General features: G+C 47.7%; 17 protein-coding genes and 2 tRNA genes. 10 read left to right on the top strand and 9 right to left on the bottom strand.

The window, feature by feature from the left end; all coding sequences use genetic code 11:
* Positions 1-66 precede the first annotated feature (66 nt).
* Positions 67-642, top strand: coding sequence for a hypothetical protein (locus tag OH663_RS22420; protein WP_045442383.1), 576 nt, complete (start codon positions 67-69; stop codon positions 640-642).
* A gap of 186 nt (positions 643-828) precedes the next feature.
* Here OH663_RS22420 and OH663_RS22415 read toward each other — a convergent pair whose 3' ends face one another.
* The gene (locus OH663_RS22415) at positions 829-1,128 is read right to left on the bottom strand and encodes a hypothetical protein (protein ID WP_045442380.1); all 300 of its coding nucleotides are present in this window, start codon (positions 1,126-1,128) and stop codon (positions 829-831) included.
* Between the two features lie 164 nt (positions 1,129-1,292).
* On the opposite strand from OH663_RS22415, the gene OH663_RS22410 reads away from it, so the two are divergent.
* The 8 genes from OH663_RS22410 to OH663_RS22375 all read left to right on the top strand — a co-directional run bounded on the left by OH663_RS22410 (position 1,293) and on the right by OH663_RS22375 (position 4,739).
* Complete coding sequence (locus OH663_RS22410) at positions 1,293-1,637, top strand: DUF1294 domain-containing protein (protein ID WP_200042172.1); 345 nt, start codon at positions 1,293-1,295, stop codon at positions 1,635-1,637.
* Positions 1,638-1,926: 289 nt separating this feature from the next.
* Positions 1,927-2,088 carry a hypothetical protein gene (locus OH663_RS22405; RefSeq protein WP_190284557.1) on the top strand — a complete coding sequence of 54 codons (162 nt, stop codon included), beginning with the start codon at positions 1,927-1,929 and terminating at the stop codon, positions 2,086-2,088.
* Between the two features lie 449 nt (positions 2,089-2,537).
* Positions 2,538-2,945, top strand: a complete 408-nt coding sequence (gene ndhC / locus OH663_RS22400; RefSeq protein WP_048221539.1) for an NADH-quinone oxidoreductase subunit A — start codon at positions 2,538-2,540, stop codon at positions 2,943-2,945.
* Between the two features lie 132 nt (positions 2,946-3,077).
* Positions 3,078-3,278: a hypothetical protein gene (locus OH663_RS22395; protein ID WP_048221540.1), complete on the top strand. Its 201-nt coding sequence runs from the start codon at positions 3,078-3,080 to the stop codon at positions 3,276-3,278.
* Positions 3,279-3,426: 148 nt separating this feature from the next.
* A complete protein-coding gene (sugE, locus tag OH663_RS22390) occupies positions 3,427-3,744 on the top strand; it encodes a quaternary ammonium compound efflux SMR transporter SugE (RefSeq protein ID WP_045442376.1) in 318 nt (105 codons plus the stop codon).
* Between the two features lie 139 nt (positions 3,745-3,883).
* Positions 3,884-4,396 (top strand): GNAT family N-acetyltransferase, encoded by a 513-nt coding sequence (locus tag OH663_RS22385; RefSeq protein WP_200011751.1) that lies wholly within the window; start codon positions 3,884-3,886, stop codon positions 4,394-4,396.
* A gap of 177 nt (positions 4,397-4,573) precedes the next feature.
* Positions 4,574-4,650: transfer RNA gene (locus OH663_RS22380), tRNA-Val, on the top strand.
* Between the two features lie 12 nt (positions 4,651-4,662).
* Positions 4,663-4,739: transfer RNA gene (locus OH663_RS22375), tRNA-Val, on the top strand.
* Between the two features lie 166 nt (positions 4,740-4,905).
* Here OH663_RS22375 and arsC read toward each other — a convergent pair.
* The 8 genes from arsC to dgcJ form a co-directional block, all read right to left on the bottom strand.
* Entirely contained in the window at positions 4,906-5,337 is a 432-nt protein-coding gene (arsC, locus tag OH663_RS22370) for a glutaredoxin-dependent arsenate reductase (protein WP_045442371.1), read from the bottom strand.
* A 12-nt stretch (positions 5,338-5,349) separates the two neighbouring features.
* Positions 5,350-6,639 (bottom strand): arsenic transporter, encoded by a 1,290-nt coding sequence (locus tag OH663_RS22365; RefSeq protein WP_200011748.1) that lies wholly within the window; start codon positions 6,637-6,639, stop codon positions 5,350-5,352.
* A gap of 46 nt (positions 6,640-6,685) precedes the next feature.
* Entirely contained in the window at positions 6,686-8,437 is a 1,752-nt protein-coding gene (gene arsA, locus OH663_RS22360; RefSeq protein ID WP_200011745.1) for an arsenical pump-driving ATPase, read from the bottom strand.
* A gap of 17 nt (positions 8,438-8,454) precedes the next feature.
* Positions 8,455-8,817 carry an arsenite efflux transporter metallochaperone ArsD gene (gene arsD / locus OH663_RS22355; protein WP_200011742.1) on the bottom strand — a complete coding sequence of 121 codons (363 nt, stop codon included), beginning with the start codon at positions 8,815-8,817 and terminating at the stop codon, positions 8,455-8,457.
* Between the two features lie 47 nt (positions 8,818-8,864).
* Positions 8,865-9,218: an As(III)-sensing metalloregulatory transcriptional repressor ArsR gene (gene arsR / locus OH663_RS22350; protein WP_045449582.1), complete on the bottom strand. Its 354-nt coding sequence runs from the start codon at positions 9,216-9,218 to the stop codon at positions 8,865-8,867.
* A 161-nt stretch (positions 9,219-9,379) separates the two neighbouring features.
* A complete protein-coding gene (locus OH663_RS22345) occupies positions 9,380-19,120 on the bottom strand; it encodes a retention module-containing protein (RefSeq protein WP_200011733.1) in 9,741 nt (3,246 codons plus the stop codon).
* A gap of 421 nt (positions 19,121-19,541) precedes the next feature.
* A complete protein-coding gene (locus OH663_RS22340) occupies positions 19,542-20,564 on the bottom strand; it encodes a hypothetical protein (protein WP_048221547.1) in 1,023 nt (340 codons plus the stop codon).
* A 136-nt stretch (positions 20,565-20,700) separates the two neighbouring features.
* Entirely contained in the window at positions 20,701-22,218 is a 1,518-nt protein-coding gene (gene dgcJ / locus OH663_RS22335; protein WP_223306986.1) for a diguanylate cyclase DgcJ, read from the bottom strand.
* A 269-nt stretch (positions 22,219-22,487) separates the two neighbouring features.
* Between dgcJ and OH663_RS22330 the strand changes: the two genes are divergently transcribed.
* Complete coding sequence (locus tag OH663_RS22330) at positions 22,488-24,011, top strand: EAL domain-containing protein (protein WP_045442358.1); 1,524 nt, start codon at positions 22,488-22,490, stop codon at positions 24,009-24,011.
* Positions 24,012-24,106: the final 95 nt, after the last annotated feature.

Below are 24,106 nucleotides of genomic sequence, written 5' to 3'. Positions count from 1 at the left end.
TTGTACCGGATCATCTCAACGAAAGCATACTTTTACCCCTCTTAACAACATGGATTAAATGATGTTATGGAAAATAAATACAAACATGACCTACACGAAATTCTTTGTTTGAAAACGGTTGGTGAAGCTTTCGAAGCTTATCGCGTCGATGATTACGACAAAATGATCATTGAGTGGGCAGAAAGAGAACTACTCTCCGGCAATAGTTCTGAATCATTGTTAATTTTAGCCTCCCTCAATTTAGATAAACATCCTGATTCAGATGAAATTGAGCGCTACCTTCATGCATATATGCTTGAAAAAAACATAGTTATACCCAGCATCAGCGCGAGTGCAATTACGTGGCTAAGGATCAAAGCCTGGTTTCTAATGAATGCCGGTACTTCCAAAGAAGTAGAGTTACGGCTGCATCAAATCCCAGCGTTTCACTTATCTCCGAGCTCCCGTATCTTTAGCAACATCTGCTGGAAGTTTTACAGCATATACGACGAACTCTATGATGATTGGGGACCTGAATATCCTTCTAAGGCCTCAGCGATGAGCGAAGCAGACATTCTTGAATTTGTAAAATGCCGCGTGAAGCCCTTCTATCGCATTCTCTGCAGTTCCGATTGGGCCTGGGTTCTGGCCCGCGCAGCATAGGCAATCTCATGGCCGCAAAATGTCAGGAGCGGACGTCGATAAAATCTATCGGGCATTATGCGGGGATAATCCAACAATTGCTGGGATGGAAGCTTATTTCACGTCCGCAGTATAAATTATTCGAGCTGACTTAATGAGTCTGCTAAAAAGCAGAAGATTGGATCGAGAGAAGAGAATCAAGAGAAGCTACTCGTCCCGCCACACCGACTGAAACTCAATGGGAACTTGCTCTTTATCGAAACCTATAAACCAGTAAATATCACCGCCAGGACCTACCATCGGCACTTCTCCCCATCCCTGATGAAACAGTGCCCGGTGCCAGTCTGGCCTAATGAGACCACGCCGCTTGAGCCGCTCCCCATTGCATGTTGCAGCCCGCATGGAAGGGAAATGAATAAAAAAGCTAAATGGCAGTCCCTCATTTTTCGCACGTCGCAGTTGAATGGATAGCCAGCGCTGATTGCGCTGACGAAGCTTTCTTTTCAAAATGTATCCTTGCGCAAGAGGTTACCTACAGTGTCAGAGCATTAGTGTAAAAATGTATCGCCACGTTTACCAGCGCCTCGTGGGAAACAGCAGGAACTATCGGTATGGCGATGATTGCGTATAATGCGCTGCGATAAACTCTGAAAATTGCCGTGGCTAATGATATGACTCTCAATCGCTGTTGTTATTTCCTACTGATCGTCGCGGCGATCGGAAGCTTTTTTACGTCGTCTCCTTTAGTCATGTGGTTCCTGCTCGCCAACATACTGACGCTGGTAATTTACGGCGTGGACAAAATAGCAGCACGTAATGCCTGGCGCAGAGTGCCAGAATCCACTTTGCTGGTGTTTGGCGTTGTAGGTGGGTGGGCTGGCGCGATTATTGGGCAGCAACTCTTCCGCCATAAAACACAAAAACAGCCATTCAAAACATACTTCATCATCAGCGTGATATTGAGTGTCTCAGCAATGGCGGCGGTTTATCAGTTCTATCCGTTTTCACTTTCCTGAGCGTCAGCTATGAGCGCACTATCCGGTCAATTTCCATCACGGACTTTGTCGTTCTGATCATTCACATCTTATAGTTACAGGATGATGTCCGGGAGGGTGGCTATTTTTAGAATCAGATCTATTATCCACCCTGCCCTTAAATTAATTGGATTATAGATTAAGTGTTATACAGTGAAATTCCGTACCTTGCCCATAATGTGACTTTTTGTTAAAGTCAAAAAATCAACGTCAAATACTTTGCGTATTACATGGACGTTATTTATACAAATAATAAGATGATGGAGCTAAAATGAAGTATGTATTTGCCCTTATGTTAACTGTGGGATTATCCAGTTGTACCGCAAGTGATTGGGTTGATGCTGCAGGTGGCATAATGCAAGCTAAAGACCAACACGAAAAAGACACCAGAAGCAATCGCATAAAAGCCGCTAACAAGGCCGCTGGTTACTAATATTTAAACCAATAAAATAAATAATTACCGGCCTAATGGTCACGGTATTTAAGAAATAGCTATACTCGTCATACGTCAAGTTGCAGGTGTGTTGGCTTCCTGCAACTTGAATTATTTAATGTATATATCCATGTTTACCTACCATTTTGCGGTGAATAATGCGGTATTTATTGCGATAAATACTGGGCAGCAAAAAAAGTGGTGCTATAGTGATTTGAAATTTGACATTATATCTACCTGAGGACGACCTCAGGTACGATCCATCAACCGGGACGGCCCATTCTTCTGTAGGAAGATTTTATGGACCGTTCATGTCTCTGCAGTTCAGTAACTCCATTACTTATATTACACGCCTCAGATGCTTTTGGTTCCTGCTCCCTGCCAGAATACCAGCCATATCAGGCCTGCCCGTCGGGATACCATTCAAATGACCCACTGAGGACATCTGAATGAGCCCGGATATCGCTAATCTCTCCCATCACTGGTCACTGGCGATATTTATAATCGGAGCGATCGGCCTTGGTGCATTACTACTTCTGCTAGCCCGTTTTATGGGCGGACGATCCAGCGGACATAGTAAACATGAACCTTTCGAATCCGGGGTATTGCCAGTAGGCAGTGCCCGTTTGAAACTGTCTGTAAAATTTTATTTGGTCGCACTCCTTTTTATTATTTTTGAAGCTGAAGCGTTGTTCCTGTTTGCTTATGCCATAGCGGTGAGGGAAGCAGGCTGGAGCGGTTTTATTGCGGCAAGCATATTTGTGTTGATCCTCCTCGTCGGGCTCATTTACGAATCACGGATGGGTGTTCTGAATGGCGGTCAGGGGCAGAAAAATAAGCGACAGAAAGAGGTGTAAGCACTAAAAACCACTATATGCAAAATGAGAATGCAGGGCCGGTAACACGGTACCGGATATTTAGCGTCGGGACGACCCGTCGTGTTCAGTTAAATAAAGGGACGCCCCTTCACAGAACTATAAGGTGTTATTATGCGTAAACTCGTGTGGTTATTAACTTTGGCTGGTTTTCTTTCTGGATTTGTCATCAGCCAACTGCTTGCACAGATATCCGTCTTCCCCACTAGTGTGATGCCGTGGGTAAACGTAACGCTTTCCCTGGGAATGGGTTGTCTGGGATATCTCGCGGGCCATTTCTTCAGGTGGATCGTTTTAAAAACCGATATGAATTAACACATCCTGAAGGTATGTGCATCACGGAGCGGGAACGCAACTCACTTCGTGTATTGATAAATAGCGATGCCGGGCATTCCGGACTCTATGCAGGACGACCTGCCGCATATTAATCTCAATGGGACGACCCGTATGTAAGGATATTACAATGGCCTGGTTATCTCTGTTTCTGGCAGGTATTTTTGAAGTGGTATGGGCATCAGCAATGAAAGAATCGCACGGGTTTACACGTCTCATACCCAGTGTTGTTACCCTGTTGTTTATGCTCCTCAGTTTTGGTCTCCTGGCCTATTCCATGAAATCCTTGCCTCTGGGAACGGCTTACACTATTTGGGTCGGCATCGGTGCAGTAGGTGCGTTTTTCGTCGGAATTACCCTATTTGGGGAAGCTGTTAACTTTACTCGTCTGCTCGCTGTCGGGCTCATCATTTCCGGTGTAGTGCTCCTCAAACTCGCCACCAAATAAACCCTGCGCCTGCCGGTCAGACAACAACGCCTTCAGGCAAAGTGATCAAGGCGAATACCGCATACCGGCAGGCCGGGAAGAGATATTTCTCTCATAATCAGATATCTTTAAACCTTTCCACTGAGACAGGTTCCGTTCCATGACATTACAAATACGCCAGGCCACGCTGGCCGATTCGGTGTTGCTCAATGAGATGGGGTTTCGCATCTATCGTGCTCACTTTCAGCATATGTGGGTGTCTGAAGCGGAGATGAACGATTTTTTAGAAAGTGAATACTCTCTGTCCACGCTTGAAAAGAGCCTGAGAGACCGTAGTGTCAGTTGGTATGTGGCCGAAACCGACCGCCCAATTGGTTTTGCGAAATTGACATGGCAAAGCACAATACCTGAGACGGAGCTTTCAGGCGTGCTGCTTAACAAGCTCTACCTTTGTCCTGCTGAGACAAGTAAACGCTACGGTCAGTTAATGTTCGAAAGAATTAAAGAGCTTGCCCGGAGTAATGGAAAAGATTTTTTATGGCTGGAAGTTCTTGAACAGAACGAACGCGCTCGCAAATTCTACGACAAACAGGGCATGCAGTTTATTAAAGCGATCGTTTTCGAAACAGCTTCGCAGCGGAGCATTCTTAAGATCATGGGAATATCTCTGTAGACTTGTGCCCTATTACCGGTTGGGATGAACGAAAAACACGCTGCAAAATCAACAAAATATAATCAACTTGCTTAATTACTCTGCAATCGCGTGAAAACATGAAGAAAAATAGCATTTCCCTCTTGCCTCATTCGGCCTCTGCCGCTAATATTCGTCCCCGTTGTCACCTACAACATTGCGTTCATAGCTCAGTTGGTTAGAGCACCACCTTGACATGGTGGGGGTCGTTGGTTCGAGTCCAATTGAACGCACCATTCCAAATTTGTGCGTCCGTAGCTCAGTTGGTTAGAGCACCACCTTGACATGGTGGGGGTCGATGGTTCGAGTCCATTCGGACGCACCACTCAGTTATATCCCTGAATTTCCTAATATTCCCAAACCAGAACACATATAAACTTGGTTATACGTTGTCCTGTTTTAAGCACAGGGAAATGTCCCCTACCCTGTATTGCCGGAAAAGATGAGAACGATGAAAGGGCTACAGGATCAGCCCTTCCATTGATTGAATTTTACTTACTGTCGATGCGTCTTCCGCTGGCGTCAGTAACCTTCTCACCGTCTTCCTTGGTAAAAGCCCCCTTCTGTGGCTGTGGAAGAATATCCAGCACGACCTCCGACGGTCGGCACAGACGCGTTCCCAGCGGTGTCACCACAATTGGACGGTTAATCAGGATCGGATACTGCAACATAAACTCGATGAGCTGTTCATCAGTAAAACGATCTTCAGCAAGCCCCAACACTTCATACGGTTCAACGTTTCTACGCAGCAGTGCCCGTACCGCAATCCCCATCTCTGCAATGAGTTTGACCAGTTCGTCACGCGATGGCGGTGTTTCAAGGTAATGGATAACGGTCGGCTCAGTACCGCTGTTACGGATCATCTCCAGGGTGTTGCGCGACGTACCGCATGCCGGATTGTGATAAATAGTAATATTGCTCATTTCAGTATCTCATTACAAAGTAAAAGAGAGGCGTAACGCCAGTACAGCCAGCGTGACAAACAGCACAGGCAACGTCATGATAATCCCGGTGCGGAAGTAATATCCCCACGTGATTGTCATATTCTTCTGTGAGAGAACATGCAGCCAGAGCAGCGTTGCCAGGCTACCGATCGGTGTAATTTTCGGCCCCAGATCGCAACCAATAACGTTGGCATAAATCATCGCTTCTTTAATCACCCCTGTTGCGGTACTGCCATCAATAGACAGCGCGCCAACCAGCACAGTAGGCATATTGTTCATAATGGAAGACAGAAACGCTGTCAGGAAACCTGTACCCAAGGTAGCTGCCCAGAGCCCTCTGTCCGCCAGCACGTTCAGTAGCCCGGAGAGAGACTCCGTCAGCCCGGCATTACGCAAACCATAGACCACCAGATACATTCCCAGCGAGAAAATGACAATCTGCCAGGGTGCGCCGCGTAACACTTTACCCGTGTTAATGGCATGGCCCCGTTTAGCAACAGCAAACAAGATGGCTGCCCCAACTGCCGCGATTGCGCTAACCGGAATACCAAGCGGCTCAAGAATGAAAAAGCCAATCAGAAGAAGGATCAAAACTATCCAGCCCGTCCTGAATGTTGCCGGGTCCTTAATCGCCTTTGCAGGGACCTCCAGCCGGGCCAGATCGTAAGTGGGTGGAATATCCTTGCGGAAGAACAGATGCAGCATCAGCAGCGTGGCAACAATAGCAGCGATATCCACTGGCACCATGACCGACGCATATTCCGAGAATCCAAGCCCGAAGAAATCTGCCGAAACGATATTTACCAGGTTCGACACAATAAGCGGCAGACTGGCCGTATCAGCAATAAATCCGGCAGCCATAACGAATGCCAGTGTAGTGCTTTTACTGAACCCCAGAGCCAGCAGCATGGCGATAACAATAGGCGTTAAAATAAGCGCCGCGCCATCATTGGCAAACAGCGCTGCGACCGCCGCACCAAGCAGAACGATATACGTAAATAGCAAACGACCACGACCATGGCCCCAACGAGAAACGTGCAGTGCAGCCCATTCGAAAAAACCGGACTCATCGAGCAGCAGGCTGATAATAATAACAGCAATAAACGTCGCTGTTGCGTTCCAGACGATATCCCACACCACCGGAATATCACCGATGTGTACAACGCCAGAAATCAGTGCGAGTACAGCGCCGAATGTGGCGCTCCAGCCGATCCCTAATCCCTTCGGCTGCCAGATAACCAAAACAATGGTCAGGACAAAAATAGCGCCTGCCAGTAACATAAATCCTCCAGACAGGGCGACAGAGTTGCCCTGTAAATACTTTCAATTAATCCACCAGACCTCTGAGTTTTTCGATGCCGCCAGGTTCTGATGCAAGTAATGGAACCAGTGCTATACGCGTAGCATGTTGTTGCTTGACGGCCTCAATCTGCGGTATCTCCTGCCGGGCACGTTGACACAGCAGTGGCGAGCGCGTGTCTGCAATAGAGAGGCTGTTGTTGATAATCCAGCCCCAGGGCTGAATCCCCGCCCGTTCAAGATCGGCCTGCAAATTTGCGGCCTCCAGCACCGGAGTCGTTTCAGGCAACGTGACCAGTAGCACTTTGGTTCGCTCCGGGTCCTGAAGCTGCATCATTGGCGTTGTAAAGTGTCCTTTATTCCCCATTTTCCGGGCAATCTCGCGGTGATAAGCCCCTGTAGCGTCCAGAAGTAAAAGCGTATGTCCTGTAGGAGCCGTATCCATGACAACAAACCGCTTTGCTGCTTCGCGGATCACACGGGAAAATGCCTGGAATACCGCAATCTCTTCAGTGCAGGGAGAACGTAAATCTTCTTCCAGCAGTCGCTTCCCGGCGTCATCCAGACTCCTGCCCTTTGTCTCAAGAACATGCTGGCGATAGCGTTCGGTTTCATCGTGCGGGTTGATCCTGCTGACCTGCAGATTATTGATGCTGCCGTTGAGGGTTGTGCTGAGATGTGCGGCAGGATCTGATGTCGTTAGATGCACATCAAATCCCATGTCCGCAAGCCTGACGGCTATAGCAGCCGCCAGCGTTGTTTTACCGACGCCACCTTTCCCCATAAGCATAACCAGACCGTGCTCACTGCGGGCGATATCATTGACCATCTCAGAGAGAGACAAATTCTCAGGCTGGTACTGATTAACCTGTTCAGGTATCGATGCAGCCTCAGCACGCATAGTGAAAAGATTTTTCAGCGCGGATACGCCAACCATGTTCACCGGCTGAAGAAATAAGGTGTCTGTCGGCAGGCCAGATAAACCGGCGGGAAGATTTACCAGAGCCTGCTGCTCCCGTTGCCATATAGCTGCGGCTAATGTGTCGCCTGCCGCTTCGGTTTCTGGCAATACGCCATTAATGACCAGATACTGGTTATTAAGACCAATCGCGGCGAGCTCCTCATGAGTACGTGAAACTTCACGTAATGTTGAACTTTGCAATCGTGCGACCAGTACCAGCCGGGTACGCTCAGGATCGGACAACGCCTCAACAGCATGAGCATATTGTTCGCGCTGTTTTTCCAGCCCGGCCATTGGCCCCAGGCAGGAAGCACCATCCGGATTACTTTCAATAAAGCTGCTCCAGGCGCCGGGAAGTTGCAGCAGGCGGATAGTATGGCCTGTCGGCGCGGTATCAAAAATAATGTGATCAAAGCGGGTCAGCAGATCCGCATCAGTCAGCAAGCTGGTGAACTCATCAAATGCCGCGATTTCCGTCGTGCATGCCCCCGAGAGCTGCTCACTGATGCTGTTAACAACATCATCAGGCAGAAGCCCTGTAATAGGATCGACGATCCTGGCCCGGTATTGCTGAGCGGCGGCCTGCGGATCGATCTCCAGAGCAGACAATCCCGGCACAGACTTCACGGGAAGAATGGTGTTGCCGATAGTCTGATCGAATACCTGACCAACATTCGAGGCGGGGTCCGTGCTAACCAGCAAAACTCGCTTGCCCTGCTCAACCAGACGGATAGCCGTCGCGCAGGAAATGGAGGTTTTACCCACTCCGCCCTTACCAGTAAAAAACAGATAAGGCGGGATATTCTGTAAGAAACGCATACGTCCTCCTGACATACTCAACAACAGGAACTCTCACCACCACAGCAGCTTGTCGGTGCTAATCCCACCTTCTCCAGTGGAATGCCAAACCAGCGAGCCAGTTCAGCACGTTTTGGATAACGTCCTGCCATCACCGTTTCTCCATCCAGTAATAGCAATGGAAGTCCTTCAGCACCTGAAACCTCAAGGAATGTTTTTGCTTTCGCGTTCTGTACAAAACTCATGGGTTGTTGCGCGAGGTTGTAGCGCTCAACCTGAATCCCGCGTTGTTTCAGCCATTGCACATCGGCAGAGAAATCGACCAAAACCTGATCGACATCGCTTCCACAAACGCCGGTACTGCAACACATAGCCGGATCAAACACCGTTAACGTTTTCATCTTCAACACCTCACATTCGAAAAAACATATATGTTTAGGCAAATTTTTTAGATACAAACAGCTTTGCCGTTACCAGAGCAATTTGCCGATGCCAGCTTACGGGCGATAGCTTGTACGTCGTCCTGTTGGCTTAACCAGGCCTGCTCGATAACCTGCGCCGCCCACGAAGGAATATGCGGAGATAAGCGGTAATGAACCCACTTCCCCTGCTTGCGATCCAACAGTAATCCACTTTCTCGCAACATCGCCAGATGACGTGAAATCTTAGGCTGCGACTGATCCAATGCCGTACAGAGATCGCACACGCACAACTCCCCCATCTCCCGGAGTAATAGCACGATACCGAGACGGGTCTCGTCAGAAAGGTTTTTGAACAACTGTAGGGATGAAATTTGCGACATAATAACCTCCTGCCATGGGGTAAGTTTCTCTCTGCGTAGATGAAAAGTCAAAAACATATTCTTTTTATCGAATATGTTTTCAATATTCAAAGAGGCCCCTCTCTGAAAATTCATCTTGAAATGAAGCCCCCACCGCTTGTACCAGCAGCGGTGGGGATCCATTAGTGCGAATAATTTTCAGGTTTGGCTATAAGATGATCCAGCGAATACGTGGAAGTAACATGCGAGTCACTTAACGGAATCTGTGAGGTATCACCGGCATGTCCTGGATTTGCAGGTGCTGCAGCAATTGTCCCATGATGAGTTTCGCCAACTTTCATCAACAGGGTAATGTCGGCGATTTCATGTAACTCATGCGCCAGATCGCTAAGATCCACTTTCCCATGCTCGCCGCTTTCTTTACCGGTAAAGATGCTGTGACCTTTTTCATCGGGTTGACCTGCTTCACCATGATGAAAATTGAAAGCAAACGAATCATGATTATCATCAAACAGCTTGCCTAATCCACTGTCGTGCCGTGCTGCATGATGGTTTTTATCCGCAATATGAAACTCCTGCTTTCCATGATGAATGGGGGCGTCGACTATCACATCAACATGCTGTGATTGCCGTGTCACATTGCCATGGTCATCATGCGCCATCACCGAAACAATCACGTCGTTGTGTCCGCTAAGAAGACTGTCGGTCTGAACCGGAATGTCATAGCTCAGATGCCCATGAGTTTCATGCAATCTTGCATCGTATTGTTTACCGTTAATCGTCGCGCTAACGTGATCGCCTTTATGTACATCCCCGTCTATAAAACCCGTAATGTGATTGAACGGGTTGCGTGCTTCATGCCAATCGATACGGTTATCACCCGTCACTTTATTCACAATGATCGTGGCATCAGCATGAGTATCCAACACCACGTTCTGATGCCAGGCCGGTGTAACTTTGTTTCCCGCATCATCTGTTGCCCGCACACTCACCGTGAAATCATTGTCTCCTTCATGCAACCACCCTTTCTTCACTTCAACGTCATAGCCCAGGTGATTGCCGACGGTGACCACTTTAGTTTGAACAACGTGACCATTAACCAACAGTGTGACAATATCGCCATCCTTTGCATCACCATCAACCACGCCGCTGACAGAAATATGACCAGATTCTGCCGCATTGATGATGTTATCCGACGCGACGGGATCCATGCTGATGGAAGCATCAGCATGCTTATCCAGTATGACAGTCTGAGTTGTGGTCGAGGTTGCCGTATTACCAGCAGCATCCTTACCGCTAACGGTAACCGTAACGCTATTTTCACCTTCGTTGAGGACATTACTATCAACGGGGATGTCATAGGTCAGTGAACTATGATGCTTGTCAGTATGTTCAACGATAATGCCAGTATAAGTATGACCATTAACGGCGAGCGTTACCGTATCACCAGCATGAACATCACCCTGCACACTCCCCGTAATTGCCGTCTTCCCTGACATCAGTTCAGACAAATTAACTTTGCCATCGCCCGCAATCGTATTAACGTGAATACTGTTTTCCGCATGTTGGTCAATGATCAGTTTATTGGCTTCGCACAAGGTTACCGTATTTCCAACAGCATCAACTCCTGTGACCGTATAGGTAATTTCCGGGTTCTGAAGCAGTTCAGAGGTATTAACCAGTACTTTAAAGGTTAATTCACCGCTCGGACCATGTTCAATTATTGCGTTCAGATCATTGCCGTTAACATGCACAATCACGTTATTACCCGCATGCACATCGCCAGTAACTGTGCCGCTGATCTCCGTCGTCGGTTTTTGGCTGTCATCCAGATTAAGCACATTGTCATCTGAGACTTTGTTGATATGCAGCTCCACATCAGCATGATCATCGATAGCCACCGCTCTGACGGCACGCTGGCTAAAGGAATTTCCTGCATCGTCTGTGCCGGAAACAGTCACTGTAATCGTTGGCGTGTCGGTTGGATGGGCTTTTAATTCAGCCGTCAGCTCTGCTTTTAAATCTGCCGTATCGACTTTCATCGTGTAGCCAGGCTGTCCGTTCATGCCAGGCAGTTCGATGACTTTGCCAACAGTCAGATGACCATTGAGCATGATTTTCACGTCATCACCGATCCGGGCGTCACCACCAACCACACCACTAATTTCAGTCTGCTGGGAACTGAGATCTTTCGCGCTGAGGATATTGTCACCTGAAACGGTATTAATGGTGATAGTTGCCGAGGCAGTCGTATCCACACCTATAGTGCGGTCCGCGAATGCATCAATCGAGTTTTGCGCTGTATCATTCCCGGTCACTTTCGCATCAATACGGTGTTCGGCCAGCAGATCGACAGTCCTGATATCTGCTTTGTAAGTCATATCCGGCGCAATTTTGGCATGATACTTGTGGTTATTAACCGTCAGCGTGACATATTCGCCAGGATTCACATCGCCTGACACGGTACCGGTTATTTGTGTGACAGGACTCTTTGTTTCTGACAGGTTAAGGACGTTGTCATCCGTAACACTATTGATCGTTACCGTCGCCTTAACGTCGGTATCAACGGCAATCGTTTTACCATCCGTTACCGTCATTACGTTGCCATGATCGTCGTTGCCGGTCACGCTGGCGGCAATAACAGGGTCGTGACGTAAGTCGTCAATGCTTATCTCTTTGCTGAATCTCAGTACATGACTGGCATCTTCAAACACCTGCGTCGTAATTTGGTGGCCGTTAACGGTCAATGTTACGTTGCTTCCCGTATGTACATTGTCACCGGTTACGGTACCGCTAACGGTCGTCGTGCCAGACCGGGATTCCACACTATTAATAACATTGTCACCGGCTATATCATCGAGCTTAATTGTGGCGCTGACATCAGTATCAATAATCAGTGGTTTAGACACAGTAACAATCTGGCTGCCATGATCATTATGGGCCGTGATTGTCGCTGTAATATCCGGATGATTAATGAGATTTTGCGTATCAACGCTAATCTCATAACCGTACTCGCCCGGCAAGTTAGGACGTTCAGTAACATAGCCGGTATAGCTGTCTTTTCCGATATGTAAGGTCACCTCATCACCCAGGTTCACATCGCCTGAGACTGTGCCGCGGATAACCGTGTGCGGTGACTGCGAATCCGACTGGTTAATAATGTCGTTACCTGCAACCGGATTTAAGGTGATAACGGCATGTGGTTGGTCGTTATGAGGTTGCGTGGTGGTGTTGCCATTATTAACCGTGCCATTATTGCTGGTCGCTGGCCACGGAACATTAGCATGTATCTGAGCGCTTGCCGTTTCACTATTACCGTAAGGATCGGTGCTGGTTATCTCTACTCTGACATCGGCATTATTATCTAAATCGTGCGCGTTAATATAAACAGGGTTGCCGGTTGCAGCATCAATAAGGCGATCGCCGTTAAATCCAAGATGACCATCAGAATATTTCTGCACCGCCGTTTCATAGGTTTTCCCGTTGGCGAAGATTTTAACCACATCGCCTTCTTTTGCGTCACCACCAACCGTTCCCTCAATGACCCAAAAATCCCGGGAGCCGTTAAGTGTTAATGACCCCACTTTTATTTCCGCATCAGCCCGTGTATCAATATTTACAGTATGATCAGACTCAGCCAGAACGGTATTACCTGCTGCGTCGGAACCCATTACAGAGGCGTGGATCACGGGCTTACTATCACCTGAAATTAAATCTGCAGTACTGACATCAATGCTGTAGTGAAGACCACCACCTTGATCGCTAACGCAGCCAAAATAATGCTGTCCATTTACGATTAACTCAACCCGATCGCCACTATGGACATCGCCACTAACAAGACCAGTGACAGTCGTATATTCCTGATGCGCTTCGGTATTGTTAATGACGTTATCGTCAGTAACAGAGTCAATCGTAATGGTTGCATAAGCACGATCATCCCTTGATACATCGTGTGTCGCCCCGGCTGTTATGGTATTGCCTGCTGCATCGCTGGCATTAACCGTTGCAACAATATGCGGATCAGCAAGCAAATCTGCAGTACTGGCGGCAAAGGAATATCCCAGCTTGTTATCAAGATATGCCTGAGGCTTCACTTCAACATCGTACGTATGACCATTCACCGTAAGATGCACGAATTCTCCCGCGTTAATATTTCCGGTGACCAAACCATTAATGACAGTAGTCGGTGACGATTGATCCAGCTGATTAAGGACATCGTCGCCTGAAATAATATTGATAGTCACCGTAGCATCCGCGTGATCATCAATGCCAACAAGGTGTTCAGCCGTTACCACTGCACTATTTTGCGCTGCATCTGTCACGCCGATACTGGCGTATATTTTATGATCGCCAGAATGAATATCCGTGGTTTCCACCGCGATACGGTAGCCCATCTGGTTATTCCCCAGGTCTTCCACTGTCCCGTGATAAACATGGTTATTCACTGTCAATGTCAGCGGATCACCGACGTGCATTTCGCCGGTTACATTGCCGGTTACCAGGGTAAAGCGGTGATTAAGCTCTTCATCGTTTAGCGTGTTATCTGCTGTCACAGGATCCACCGTAATTGTGGCATCAACATGTGTATCGACAACAATATCCTGCTTAGCTTCAATGAGAGCCGTGTTATTGGCGTTATCAGTAACAGAAATCGAGGCTCTGAGGTGCGGATCACTCATCAAATCGTAGGTGCTGACATCAATACTGTAATGAAGGTTAGCGTCCACCCGACCGGTTAAATCAAGGCCATTGACATGCAGAGTCACCAAATCGCCTTCTTTCGCGTCGCCACTTACCGTCCCGGTAATGGTTGTGAACTCATGTCCCGACTCTGCGGCGTTGATCATATTGTCATGATTAGCGGTCACCGGGTCGATGGTAATCGTCGCCTCCGCATTCAGATCGACCACTAATTCTTTCGACGCCTCCACGAGCTGTCTGTTACCAGCCGCATCCTGACCCGTAATATGCGCTGTTATCGTATGATGTGGATCGGCAAGCATGTCTCTTGTCAGCACATCGACATTGTAACCCAGCGTCCCATTCTGATGTGCAAGCGACGCCACAACCGTCTCATAGTTTCGCCCGTTCACCGTGACGACAACTTTGTCGCCCGCATGAACATCTTCCCCACTCACAGTTCCGGATACTTTAGTGAAATGCTCTCTCGACTCTGAATGGTTGATGATGTCATCACCCGTCACTGGATCAACAGTGATACTCACATCCGCGTGGTTATCAATATGGACAATGTGTTCGGTGGTCTGGATGACTTCGTTTTGCACGTGATCAAACGAAGTTACCGTCGCGGTAACTTTAACGCCCGAATCGATATGTCCGCGATTATCGCTGAACGCGTAGGAATCAACCGCAATACTGTAGCCCAGTTGATGGTCAGGTAACTCCACGACATGCCCGGAATAGTGATATCCGTTAATCTTGAGCACGACATCATCACCCACCTTCGCATCGCCCCCCACAATGCCAGTGAGAGTTTGTTTGGGTGTCTCCAGTTCACTGTAGTTAAGTACGTTGTCATTCGTCACTGCACCAATGGAAATTGTGGCGTGGGCCTGTCTGTCAAGAGTGACCTGGTGATGCTCGACTGAACTCGCCATGTTTCCTGCATCATCATTACCCGTTACCGTCACCTGCACATCATTTTTACCTTCACGGAGGTAATGTGTTGGCACCGCAACCTCATAACGCAGATGTCCGTTATCGACCACCACTACGCCATTAACAGTATGGCCGTTGACGCTCACAACAACAGGATCGCCCGCATGTACATCGCCACTGACTTTACCACTGATAATCATCGGCATACGGGACTCGCTGGCATTCACGATGTTATCCCCATCCACCGTATCAATGTTCAGCGCGTTGTAGGCATGGCTATCCAGAATAATAGTTTTATGCTCAACGGCAATAGCCGTGTTCCCGGCGTTATCGACGCCAGTAACCATCACCTGCACATCGTTTTTGCCTTCAACAAGCGCGCTATGCGGCACGGTGACATGATAGCCGAGATGGCCATTTACCTCTGAAACTAAGCCTGTATAACTGTTGCCATTTACGCTGATCACGACAGGATCGCCTGCTTGTGCATCACCACGAACAGTGCCGCTAATTTCCGCAGACTCATGGGCGTTGACGGTATCATCTCCCGCCACGATACCGATCGTCACCTCATTATGCGCATGACGATCAACGGTAATGACCCTATGCTCATAAGCAACCGCTTCGTTTCCCAGGTGGTCATGACTGGTCAACATGACCTTCACATTATTCTTGCCTTCGTGCAGCACACTGGTCGGTACAGGCACGCTGTAATACAGATGACCGGCAACACCCGCCACTTCACCAGCATAATCCCGGCCATTCACAGTAATAACGACCGGATCGCCTGCCTGAGCGTCACCACCGACATTGCCACTGATCAAGGTTGGCAGACGAGATTCATTCATATTAATGATGTTATCGCCCGCAACCGTGCCAATATGCACCTCGTTAGACGCGAAGTTATCAATATGAACCGTATGTTCGGTAATGACGGTGACTTCATTGTGAGCGGCGTCATGAGAGGTGACCGAGGCGGTGAATTTAATATCTCCGTCAATCATGGCGTGATTATCACCAAATACCGCAGGATCCACAGAGATTTTATATCCCAGCGTTCCATCACCGAGATCGACAACGTTATCGATGAATTTATGCCCGTTAATATCCAGAGTCACGACATCGCCGCGACGAGCATCCCCACCGACTGTTCCGCTAATTATCTGCTTTTGCGCGTTCATTTCTGCGTGGCTTAGTGTGTTATCTTTCGTCACGCGATCAACGCTGACGGAAGCATCCGCATGGGTGTCCAGCACGACGTTTTGATGCGCCAGCGCAATCGCTTCGTTGCCCACCTTGTCATGACTGATCACGTTGACCAGGACGTCGTTGTCACCTTCCTGAAGGAGACCCGACGAAATCGCGACTTTATAATGCAGTTGCCCGTGGCCATCTTCAACGACCCGACCGGCAAAGCTCTGCCCCTGTACCTGCACCACAATCCGATCACCCGCTCTGGCATCCTTCCCGCTCACTACGCCAGTAATAAAGGTGTCATGCTGTGATTCCGCCGCGTTCACTACGTTATCGCCCGAGACCGTTCTGATAACCACAGCATTTTCGGCATAGTTATCAAGATGGACCGTGTGCTCTGTCGTCTGAGTGACAACGTTACCGGCTTTATCATGGGCGGTGACGCTGACAGTGAACCTCAAATCGGCATTTACTTCACCGCCGTTATTACCCAATGCGCCGGCATCCACCGGGATGCGGTAACCCAGCGAACCGTCGTTCAGGACGATAACGTCTCCGGTGAAATGCTGCCCACGGATATCAATATCAACTCGATCTCCCGGACGAGCATCCCCGCCTACGCTGCCATGAACCCATTGCTTCGCATCCAGCTCATCGTGGTTCAGTACATTATCTTTTGTCACTGCATCCACGCTTATCGTGGCATCGGCATGGGTGTCCAGCACCACATTATGGTGCGCTACTGCGATCGCTTCGTTGCCTGCTTTATCGTGACTGGTCACCGTAACCTGGACGTCGTTGTCACCGTCCAGAAGTACGCCCGGCGTTACTGCGATTTTATACTGTAACTGGCCTCCAGCATGGGCAAACTCTTCGCCCACGAAGTCCTTTCCGTTTACATGCACCACAACCCTGTCGCCCGCTCTGGCATCCTTCCCGCTCACTACACCGGTAACATAAGTGTCATGCTGCGATTCCGCCGCATTCACTACGTTATCGCCCGAGACCGTTCTGATATCCACGGCGTTAAAGGCGTAAGTATCCAGCGTCACATTTTTGTGCTCGACAGCTATCGCTTCGTTGCCCGCCATATCATGGCTCACCACCATGACCTGCACGTTATTGTGGCCCTCACCCAGCGCATGGCCTGGTAAAGGGACGGCATAACGTAGATGACCATTGTCATCCACCACCTTGCCGTAAAACGTCATTCCGTTAACCGTGACTATCACACGGTCCCCTGACTGCGCTTCACCAGCGACATCTCCGCTAATGACTGTCGGCATACGATTTTCGATGGCATTTACTGTGTTGTCGCCAGCCACGGTGCCGATGGTCAGAGAATTATCAGCCTGCGTATCAAGCGTGATTGTCTTGTACACTACTGAAATCGACGAGTTGCCAGATGAATCAACGCCGGAAACCATCACCTCTACATCATTACGACCTTCGTTTAACGTACCGTTCGGTACAGCGACGTTGTATCGCAGTGTGCCGTTTTCATCACTCACCGTACCGTAAAACGGCAATCCGTTAACACTGACCACCACAGGGTCTCCGGCCTGAGAATCTCCGGTCACAACACCACTGATAAACGTTGGCATACGGTTTTCCATCGCGTTTACCACATCATCGCCAGCAACGGTGTTAATACTTAGTTCGTTGTGGGCAAACCTGTCGAGGGTGACAATTTTGTGCTCAGTAGCAATAGCTTCATTACCAGCAGCATCATGACTGATAACCTGGACCTGGACATCGTTTTCACCTTCGCGAAGCCGGTTTGTCGGGACAACAACCTCGTAACGCAACTGACCGTTATCACTGACGACGACCCCATGGGTATCATGCCCCCCAACAGTCACCGTCACCTGATCCCCCGCTTTGGCATCGCCACCGACGAAACCAGTAATCATAACGGGCATGCGGGCTTCATTTGAATTGACGATGTTATCGTCAGCAACAGTACCAATCGTGACGGTGTTATGAATATCCAGATCGATATCAACATGATGGCGGGTTGAGGATTGCGATGTATTACCTGCAGCATCCGTCGACGTCACAGTGGCTTGAACATGGGGATCGGAGAGCAATCCCTGAGTGGAGACGTTGATTTGATAACCCAGCTTACCATTACCCAAATCGATAACAGTGTTGGTATAGGTCTGCCCGTCTACCAATAAAATGACTTTATCGCCAATCTTTGCATCACCCGCAACAATACCGTGAATTAGCGTCTGCCGATTATGGGACTCCGCGATATTGATAACGTTATCTGGCGTAACACTGTCTATGGTGATGCTGTCATGCAAAGCGATGGTGTCAATAACTGCGACAGAGGTAACTTGCGCAGTACGGCCCGAAACGTCTGTAGCCGTTGCCTCTACGGTAATACGCCCTTCAACCATTTGGCTTAAATCAGGCCGTGCAGCCCAGTGACCGTCAGTCACAGCTACATCGATGATTAATGTGTTTTTCTGGCTATCAGTGAAAATGAGCGTGACATGATTTTGGTTGCTGGTACCGCTAACGCTGGCATGATTTATTTCATTTTTACTTACGTAGCCATCGTTACCCGCAAAATCATCAATGTGAACCACGGGAGGAAGAACATGGAGGGCACCAGCTGAATCGCTTGCTGCGACGCCGCTATCAGGTAATCTACGCTCCCATTCTGGCTCACCGATCCCCCGCGTTTTGAAACCAGCCGTCGGGTTCACTATCTGCCCGGTAAGCTCCAGTTGCACCAGAGTATGTCCACCGCCGCCACCTTCAATCTGTACTGTAGGTTCATTACCGGCGGCAGGCGCTTCAAATGATTTAGTCGGGTCTTCACCTGATGCAATCGCATTCTGTAACGATGCAACATCCTGATTGTTATGATCATCGGAGTTTACGGTGTGCAGGCCATTCTCGCCCCATTGACTGTTTCGTCCAAGATCCAGGATTCGGCCATCAGACAGCGCTACGCTAACCGCACCGCTGCTGCCGGTAATAACCTCTTCACCGCTGTAAATTCTGTCACCTTCTTTCAGGAGGCGCTGCGAGCCATCCGCTTCCATGACATAAACCTGGCCAACTATCGTTTTAATCACACCGAGTAAATTACTCACAGCTTTCTCTCCTGGAGAACATCATTATTTTTATAAAAAATAAATATATTAAATAGCCACACCCTAAATAACTTGAATTGCAGGAAGGCAGCCAACACCTAAGCGGTTTAAGTATGATGGGTATATACAAAAAATCATTCAAGTTGCATCAAGGCGGCAAGTGAGTGAATCCCGATGAGCTCACTCTGGTAAGTGATTCGGGCGAACGAACGTAGCCAACGCCGAGGCAGCTTGAAGGATGCCGTGCATAAAAATATTATACTTACCTGTGAAACAGATAGGGAGCGCGACAAATGTCCATTAATGGGCATTTGATTAATTGAAAGTTAAATTATAAACAAGTCAGCATTAAAACATGCGCCGCAAAAAACACGACAATACTACAACAAATCAACCCCTGTAGGTTCTCCTGTAGTGACCGTTATATCTCGATGCTGGACTTATTTGTCATGTTATCCAGAACTGTTTTAATTACCTGTTGTTCAAAATGCTCTGCATGCAGATATCTTTTTTCTTTATAATTTTTACTTGTATCCCGATCGGGTTGATGTAAAAAACATTCTGGAGGCGTACACGAGATAATTGAGTTAATTATTCCAACTGGCTGCGGATATTCAAAAAACAGCGAGCCGGAGCAATAATTATGGGTGAGTTGCCACTCGGACAATTCGTTCAGGAAACAATCCGACTCTGGTTTTGGTATTGCGCTGGCTTTATCGTGACCTAAAACAATAAAAGCAAGATTGTACAACCCATGTGCATATGGCCAGAACATTTTATTGAGCTTAGTGACACCAAACTCCCTTACTTGTGGAACACTTTTACAATATAGATCGAGTAGTGTTCCCGCTTCGGCAACGTTTCCATCAAGAAGTGCAATCAGGTATCGAATAGCCAGGAGATCGTGAGTGGCCTGCTTAGTCGCAAGTACCCTTTTTGCGCCTTCCCTTGCATCTGTTTCAAAGTCAGTACGTTTGTACCATAAAGCCATAACTAAATTGGTAATCGCTATTGTAACAGGATGACCATTGTCACTCAGACCACACTTTTCAGGTAAAAGAAGTGACACACGATAAAACATGCCGGCGGCAAGAATATCCAGGGTCGTCCATATATTGATGCAGTGATCGCATCCGGAATCCACACCCAACGTCACGTGCCTGACCATGGCAGACTGACGCAGGGCTGAATGTAGAAGTTCCATGTCCTTTGACTGTATCGCGGTTTTGTACCCCAATAACTCTGGCTTACCTTTCATGCGAAGCATAAAAAGCCATGAACTTACCTGCTCATGAAGGGAATAACCTTCGTGGCACTCATCATGAATAGCCAGGCACTCAGCTAAATAGTCATTCATGCTCATCCAGACAAGGGCATTTTTTACAGCCTCTTTTTCGTATTCTCGCTGGTATGCACGTTGATATTTAGGGGAAATAATAGCCATAAAAAACCTGCAAATTAGTAGCGTTAGCACTACTTTACGATAAAAAAGAGAAGCGATTATGGTGAGTTATCACGTCGAAATCAGTCGCTTCCTTGCCCTTTACACAGCCTACGAAAACGGTATTTATCACCCATCACTATCGGCGTTCCGCATATTTGCTACGTTTGTGTTGATACAGTAATTCGTCCGCTTTCAACATTGCAACTTCAAGCGTATCGCCTGGCTGCATCTGGTGCGCTCCCCAGGAGAACGCCACCAGTTTATCGCGATCAATAGTGAGCAATTGTTCCTGCACGCGATCGATAACATCACGAGACTTATTCAGTGAATAATCGATAAGAACCAGGCAGAACTCATCCCCCCCCAGCCGTATGCCATAATCACTTTTACGAATAGTATTTCCCAGCGCCAAACCCAGTGCCTGTATCGCTTTATCACCCATATGGTGGCCAAGCGTATCATTTATTTTTTTGAGTCCATCGCTGTCAATCGCGATGATCGTGACAGGGATGTTGCGATCAACGAGCGCGCGTATTTTTTGCTCAAGTTCAGGTGTAATAACTTTTCTGTTATACAGGCCAGTCATCACATCCGTCACGTTATCCCGCGAAAGCGATTCCTGTCTGATTAACTGCTTATGCGCATATCGGCATAATGTCCAGGTCCCCAGAACATACAAAATAAATAGCCACAGATTAGCGATGATGACGTAGATAGCATCCAGTTTGACATGGAGAGTGTAATACTGGGTGATTTTGTCCTGGTAACTGATCAAACCAAAAGATTTGAGATCCGGGTTATGAAAAATAATATTCGCACCGGTTGCATTATCCGTAACATACAGAGACAGGAATTTCCATAGCAACGGCCGGTCAACTGTTTCGAATGAAACGATAAGATCGTTAATATTGATATCTGTAATCAGAATGCCTTTCACTTTATCTCCCAGGAACACTGGAGTAAGCATGCTGATAATATTATTTTGAGTATAACCATCCTGGTAAATATGAGACACAATGCTTTCCCCTCGTATCAGGTCATCCAGAGCGTTCTCATCGATGGTAATAGTATGTGCGCTACGCGCGATATTAATGCTGCGACCATTATTAACTAACCAGTTACTAAAGGTATAGTCACGGGTATTAACCAGTTTATTGATGTAAATATAGTTATGTGAAAGATCTATGTAGTATCTGATATTCCTGAAAGCATAGCCGGTATAGTTTGAAAAACTGTACTTTTGTGAGACCGTACTCCCTGGACTTTGAATTATGGACATCGCGCCAATATCACGCCCCCACTCTGTACACGTTTTATTCTGAGTCTGTAAGGTCCCTTCAAGGTTTTTCATAGTTTTAGACAGAAGATTAAACCCGTAGATGTTGCCCTCGTTTTCTACATGTCGACAGATCTCTGCCAGTTCACTATCGGTAAGGTTATCGGAGGATGTTCTGGAATAGAATTCCCGCGAAAGCCGACTGGCGATATTCTGATTAATTGACTCTTCATGGAATAGTGCCGATTTGCCATTTTCAGCGACATATCCCATATAATTCTGTAAATTTCGCGCTTCATGCACGGCCAGCGCGATGAACACTAAGGTGGTACAAACCACAGTCAAGATAATCGCACTAATATATTTTTGTCTCGACAAAATGGCTAACTCCTTGTTGTACCTCCAAGAAATAAGCTCAAGTATAGCATCAATCCATCCCTCGTGGCCTGCGGATAGGTACAACACAGCGTGGCGCTGTCAATCCGGCACGATGGCCGCGTGATACATAACTCAAACGATAAGAAATAGAGTAGAAATGTCGATGGGGTTATGGATATTTTTTATTCTGTCTACCATGCTTTGCCTACTCGTCAGTTAAGCGAACCACTCATCCCCAGAGATTACGTCTTTTGGCCGAGGACACGACAATGCGCAGCATACTGCTTCCTCTAACACTCGCAGCGTGTCTTTTTGTTTTCGGCGTTTCTGTCCTGAATATTCAGCTCTGGTATTCATCAAGGGCCGATAGCCTTGCTGGCGCTAAATATGCAGAAAACAACATAAACAATATACTCGATGAGGCTACTCTGGCGACCAAAACGGCTAAGGACATCGTCGTGAAGGGTTGCGATCTGGAAGAACAATATCAGCTCGGCACAGAAGCTGCTCTGAAGCCTCACCTGCGGACCATTCTTATCATCAAAAATGGGGCAGTATGGTGTTCATCGCTGCCGGGTAATCGCGTGTTATTGACCCATATTCCCGTTGTGCCTGAAACAAACTTACTGCTGGCACCCGCCAAAAACACCGTCAACGGCCTGCCGGTACTGCTATACCAGACACTTTTTGCAACGAGCCGTATTCTGGTCACCATCAGCGATCAGCATATTCGCGGAGCGCTGAATGTTCCGTTGAAGAGGGTTGCGTATTCACTACTCGTGGGAAATAACACCATCGGCCTGTCGGGAGATGTGGCAACAATAGACGCAAATACGCCACTAACCGGGCGAATTGACTCGGCTAAATATCATTACAGTATAATTTACAATCAACCGCCGCTGTTCAGCTTAGCCAGACTGGTCACTAAAGGTTCAGGCATACTGATATTCATCCTGCTGATATCCGGTATCGCGGCTTACGCACTGGAAAAATATTTGAACAAGAATGCGACGCCTGAAGAGACGTTACGCAAAGCAATCAGCAACGGAGAGATCGTACCTTTTTATCAACCGATCGTTAACGGCAAAACGTTGACGCTGCGCGGTGTTGAAGTATTAGCCAGATGGAAACACCCGAGAGCCGGATATATCTCCCCGGCGTCATTCATTCCAGTTGCCGAAAAATCCGGTCTGATAATTCCCCTGACTCAAAGTCTGATGACACAGGTCGTGACGCAGATGAATGTCATTGCCAGTAAGTTGCCCGAGGGATTTCATGTCGGGATTAACTTTAGTGCATCCCATATCACCTCCCCCACATTTGTTGAGGAGTGTCTGAAATACAGGGACAGTTTCAGACGAAATGATTTACATCTGGTTATTGAAGTAACCGAACGTGAACCCTTACATGTGGATGAACACCTCGTTCAGCGACTTAATGTCCTGCACGAAAATGGTTTCGTAATTGCCCTGGATGATTTCGGCACCGGCTATTCAGGACTTTCTTATCTTCATGATCTGCATATTGATTATATTAAAATTGACCAGAGTTTCGTTGGTAGAGTAAATGCCGATCCGGATTCAACCCGCATTTTGGATTGTGTGCTGGATCTGGCTCGTAAACTGTCGTTAAGCATTGTCGCCGAAGGGGTCGAAACGAAAGAGCAACTCGACTACCTGAACCAAAATAACATTACCTTCCTGCAGGGCTACTATTTCTACAAACCGGTAACCTTCACCGGACTGGTCAAAATTCTGCTGTCAAAAGCCAGAGCTAAGGTGATTGTCGAGTAAACGTATAACCGATTAACTGTAATTCTATGTCACTGATTCAACACAGGCATAGCAAACAGCATTATTCGAAAGGTTTAAATAAAAACAGGCGGAGA

Origin of the sequence: Citrobacter sp. Marseille-Q5395 (assembly GCF_947057495.1) — a bacterium.
In the GTDB taxonomy this organism is placed as follows: domain Bacteria; phylum Pseudomonadota; class Gammaproteobacteria; order Enterobacterales; family Enterobacteriaceae; genus Citrobacter; species Citrobacter murliniae.
Note: the sequence above shows the minus strand (reverse complement) of the source record. Positions and strands in the feature narration are given on the sequence as shown.

Coding starts and splice junctions, on each gene's coding strand:
- OH663_RS22420 (WP_045442383.1), top strand. CDS start 67: ATGGAAAATAAATACAAACATGACCTACACGAAATTCTTTGTTTGAAA.
- OH663_RS22410 (WP_200042172.1), top strand. CDS start 1,293: ATGACTCTCAATCGCTGTTGTTATTTCCTACTGATCGTCGCGGCGATC.
- OH663_RS22405 (WP_190284557.1), top strand. CDS start 1,927: ATGAAGTATGTATTTGCCCTTATGTTAACTGTGGGATTATCCAGTTGT.
- ndhC (WP_048221539.1), top strand. CDS start 2,538: ATGAGCCCGGATATCGCTAATCTCTCCCATCACTGGTCACTGGCGATA.
- OH663_RS22395 (WP_048221540.1), top strand. CDS start 3,078: ATGCGTAAACTCGTGTGGTTATTAACTTTGGCTGGTTTTCTTTCTGGA.
- sugE (WP_045442376.1), top strand. CDS start 3,427: ATGGCCTGGTTATCTCTGTTTCTGGCAGGTATTTTTGAAGTGGTATGG.
- OH663_RS22385 (WP_200011751.1), top strand. CDS start 3,884: ATGACATTACAAATACGCCAGGCCACGCTGGCCGATTCGGTGTTGCTC.
- arsC (WP_045442371.1), bottom strand. CDS start 5,337: ATGAGCAATATTACTATTTATCACAATCCGGCATGCGGTACGTCGCGC.
- OH663_RS22365 (WP_200011748.1), bottom strand. CDS start 6,639: ATGTTACTGGCAGGCGCTATTTTTGTCCTGACCATTGTTTTGGTTATC.
- arsA (WP_200011745.1), bottom strand. CDS start 8,437: ATGCGTTTCTTACAGAATATCCCGCCTTATCTGTTTTTTACTGGTAAG.
- arsD (WP_200011742.1), bottom strand. CDS start 8,817: ATGAAAACGTTAACGGTGTTTGATCCGGCTATGTGTTGCAGTACCGGC.
- arsR (WP_045449582.1), bottom strand. CDS start 9,218: ATGTCGCAAATTTCATCCCTACAGTTGTTCAAAAACCTTTCTGACGAG.
- OH663_RS22340 (WP_048221547.1), bottom strand. CDS start 20,564: ATGGCTATTATTTCCCCTAAATATCAACGTGCATACCAGCGAGAATAC.
- OH663_RS22330 (WP_045442358.1), top strand. CDS start 22,488: ATGCGCAGCATACTGCTTCCTCTAACACTCGCAGCGTGTCTTTTTGTT.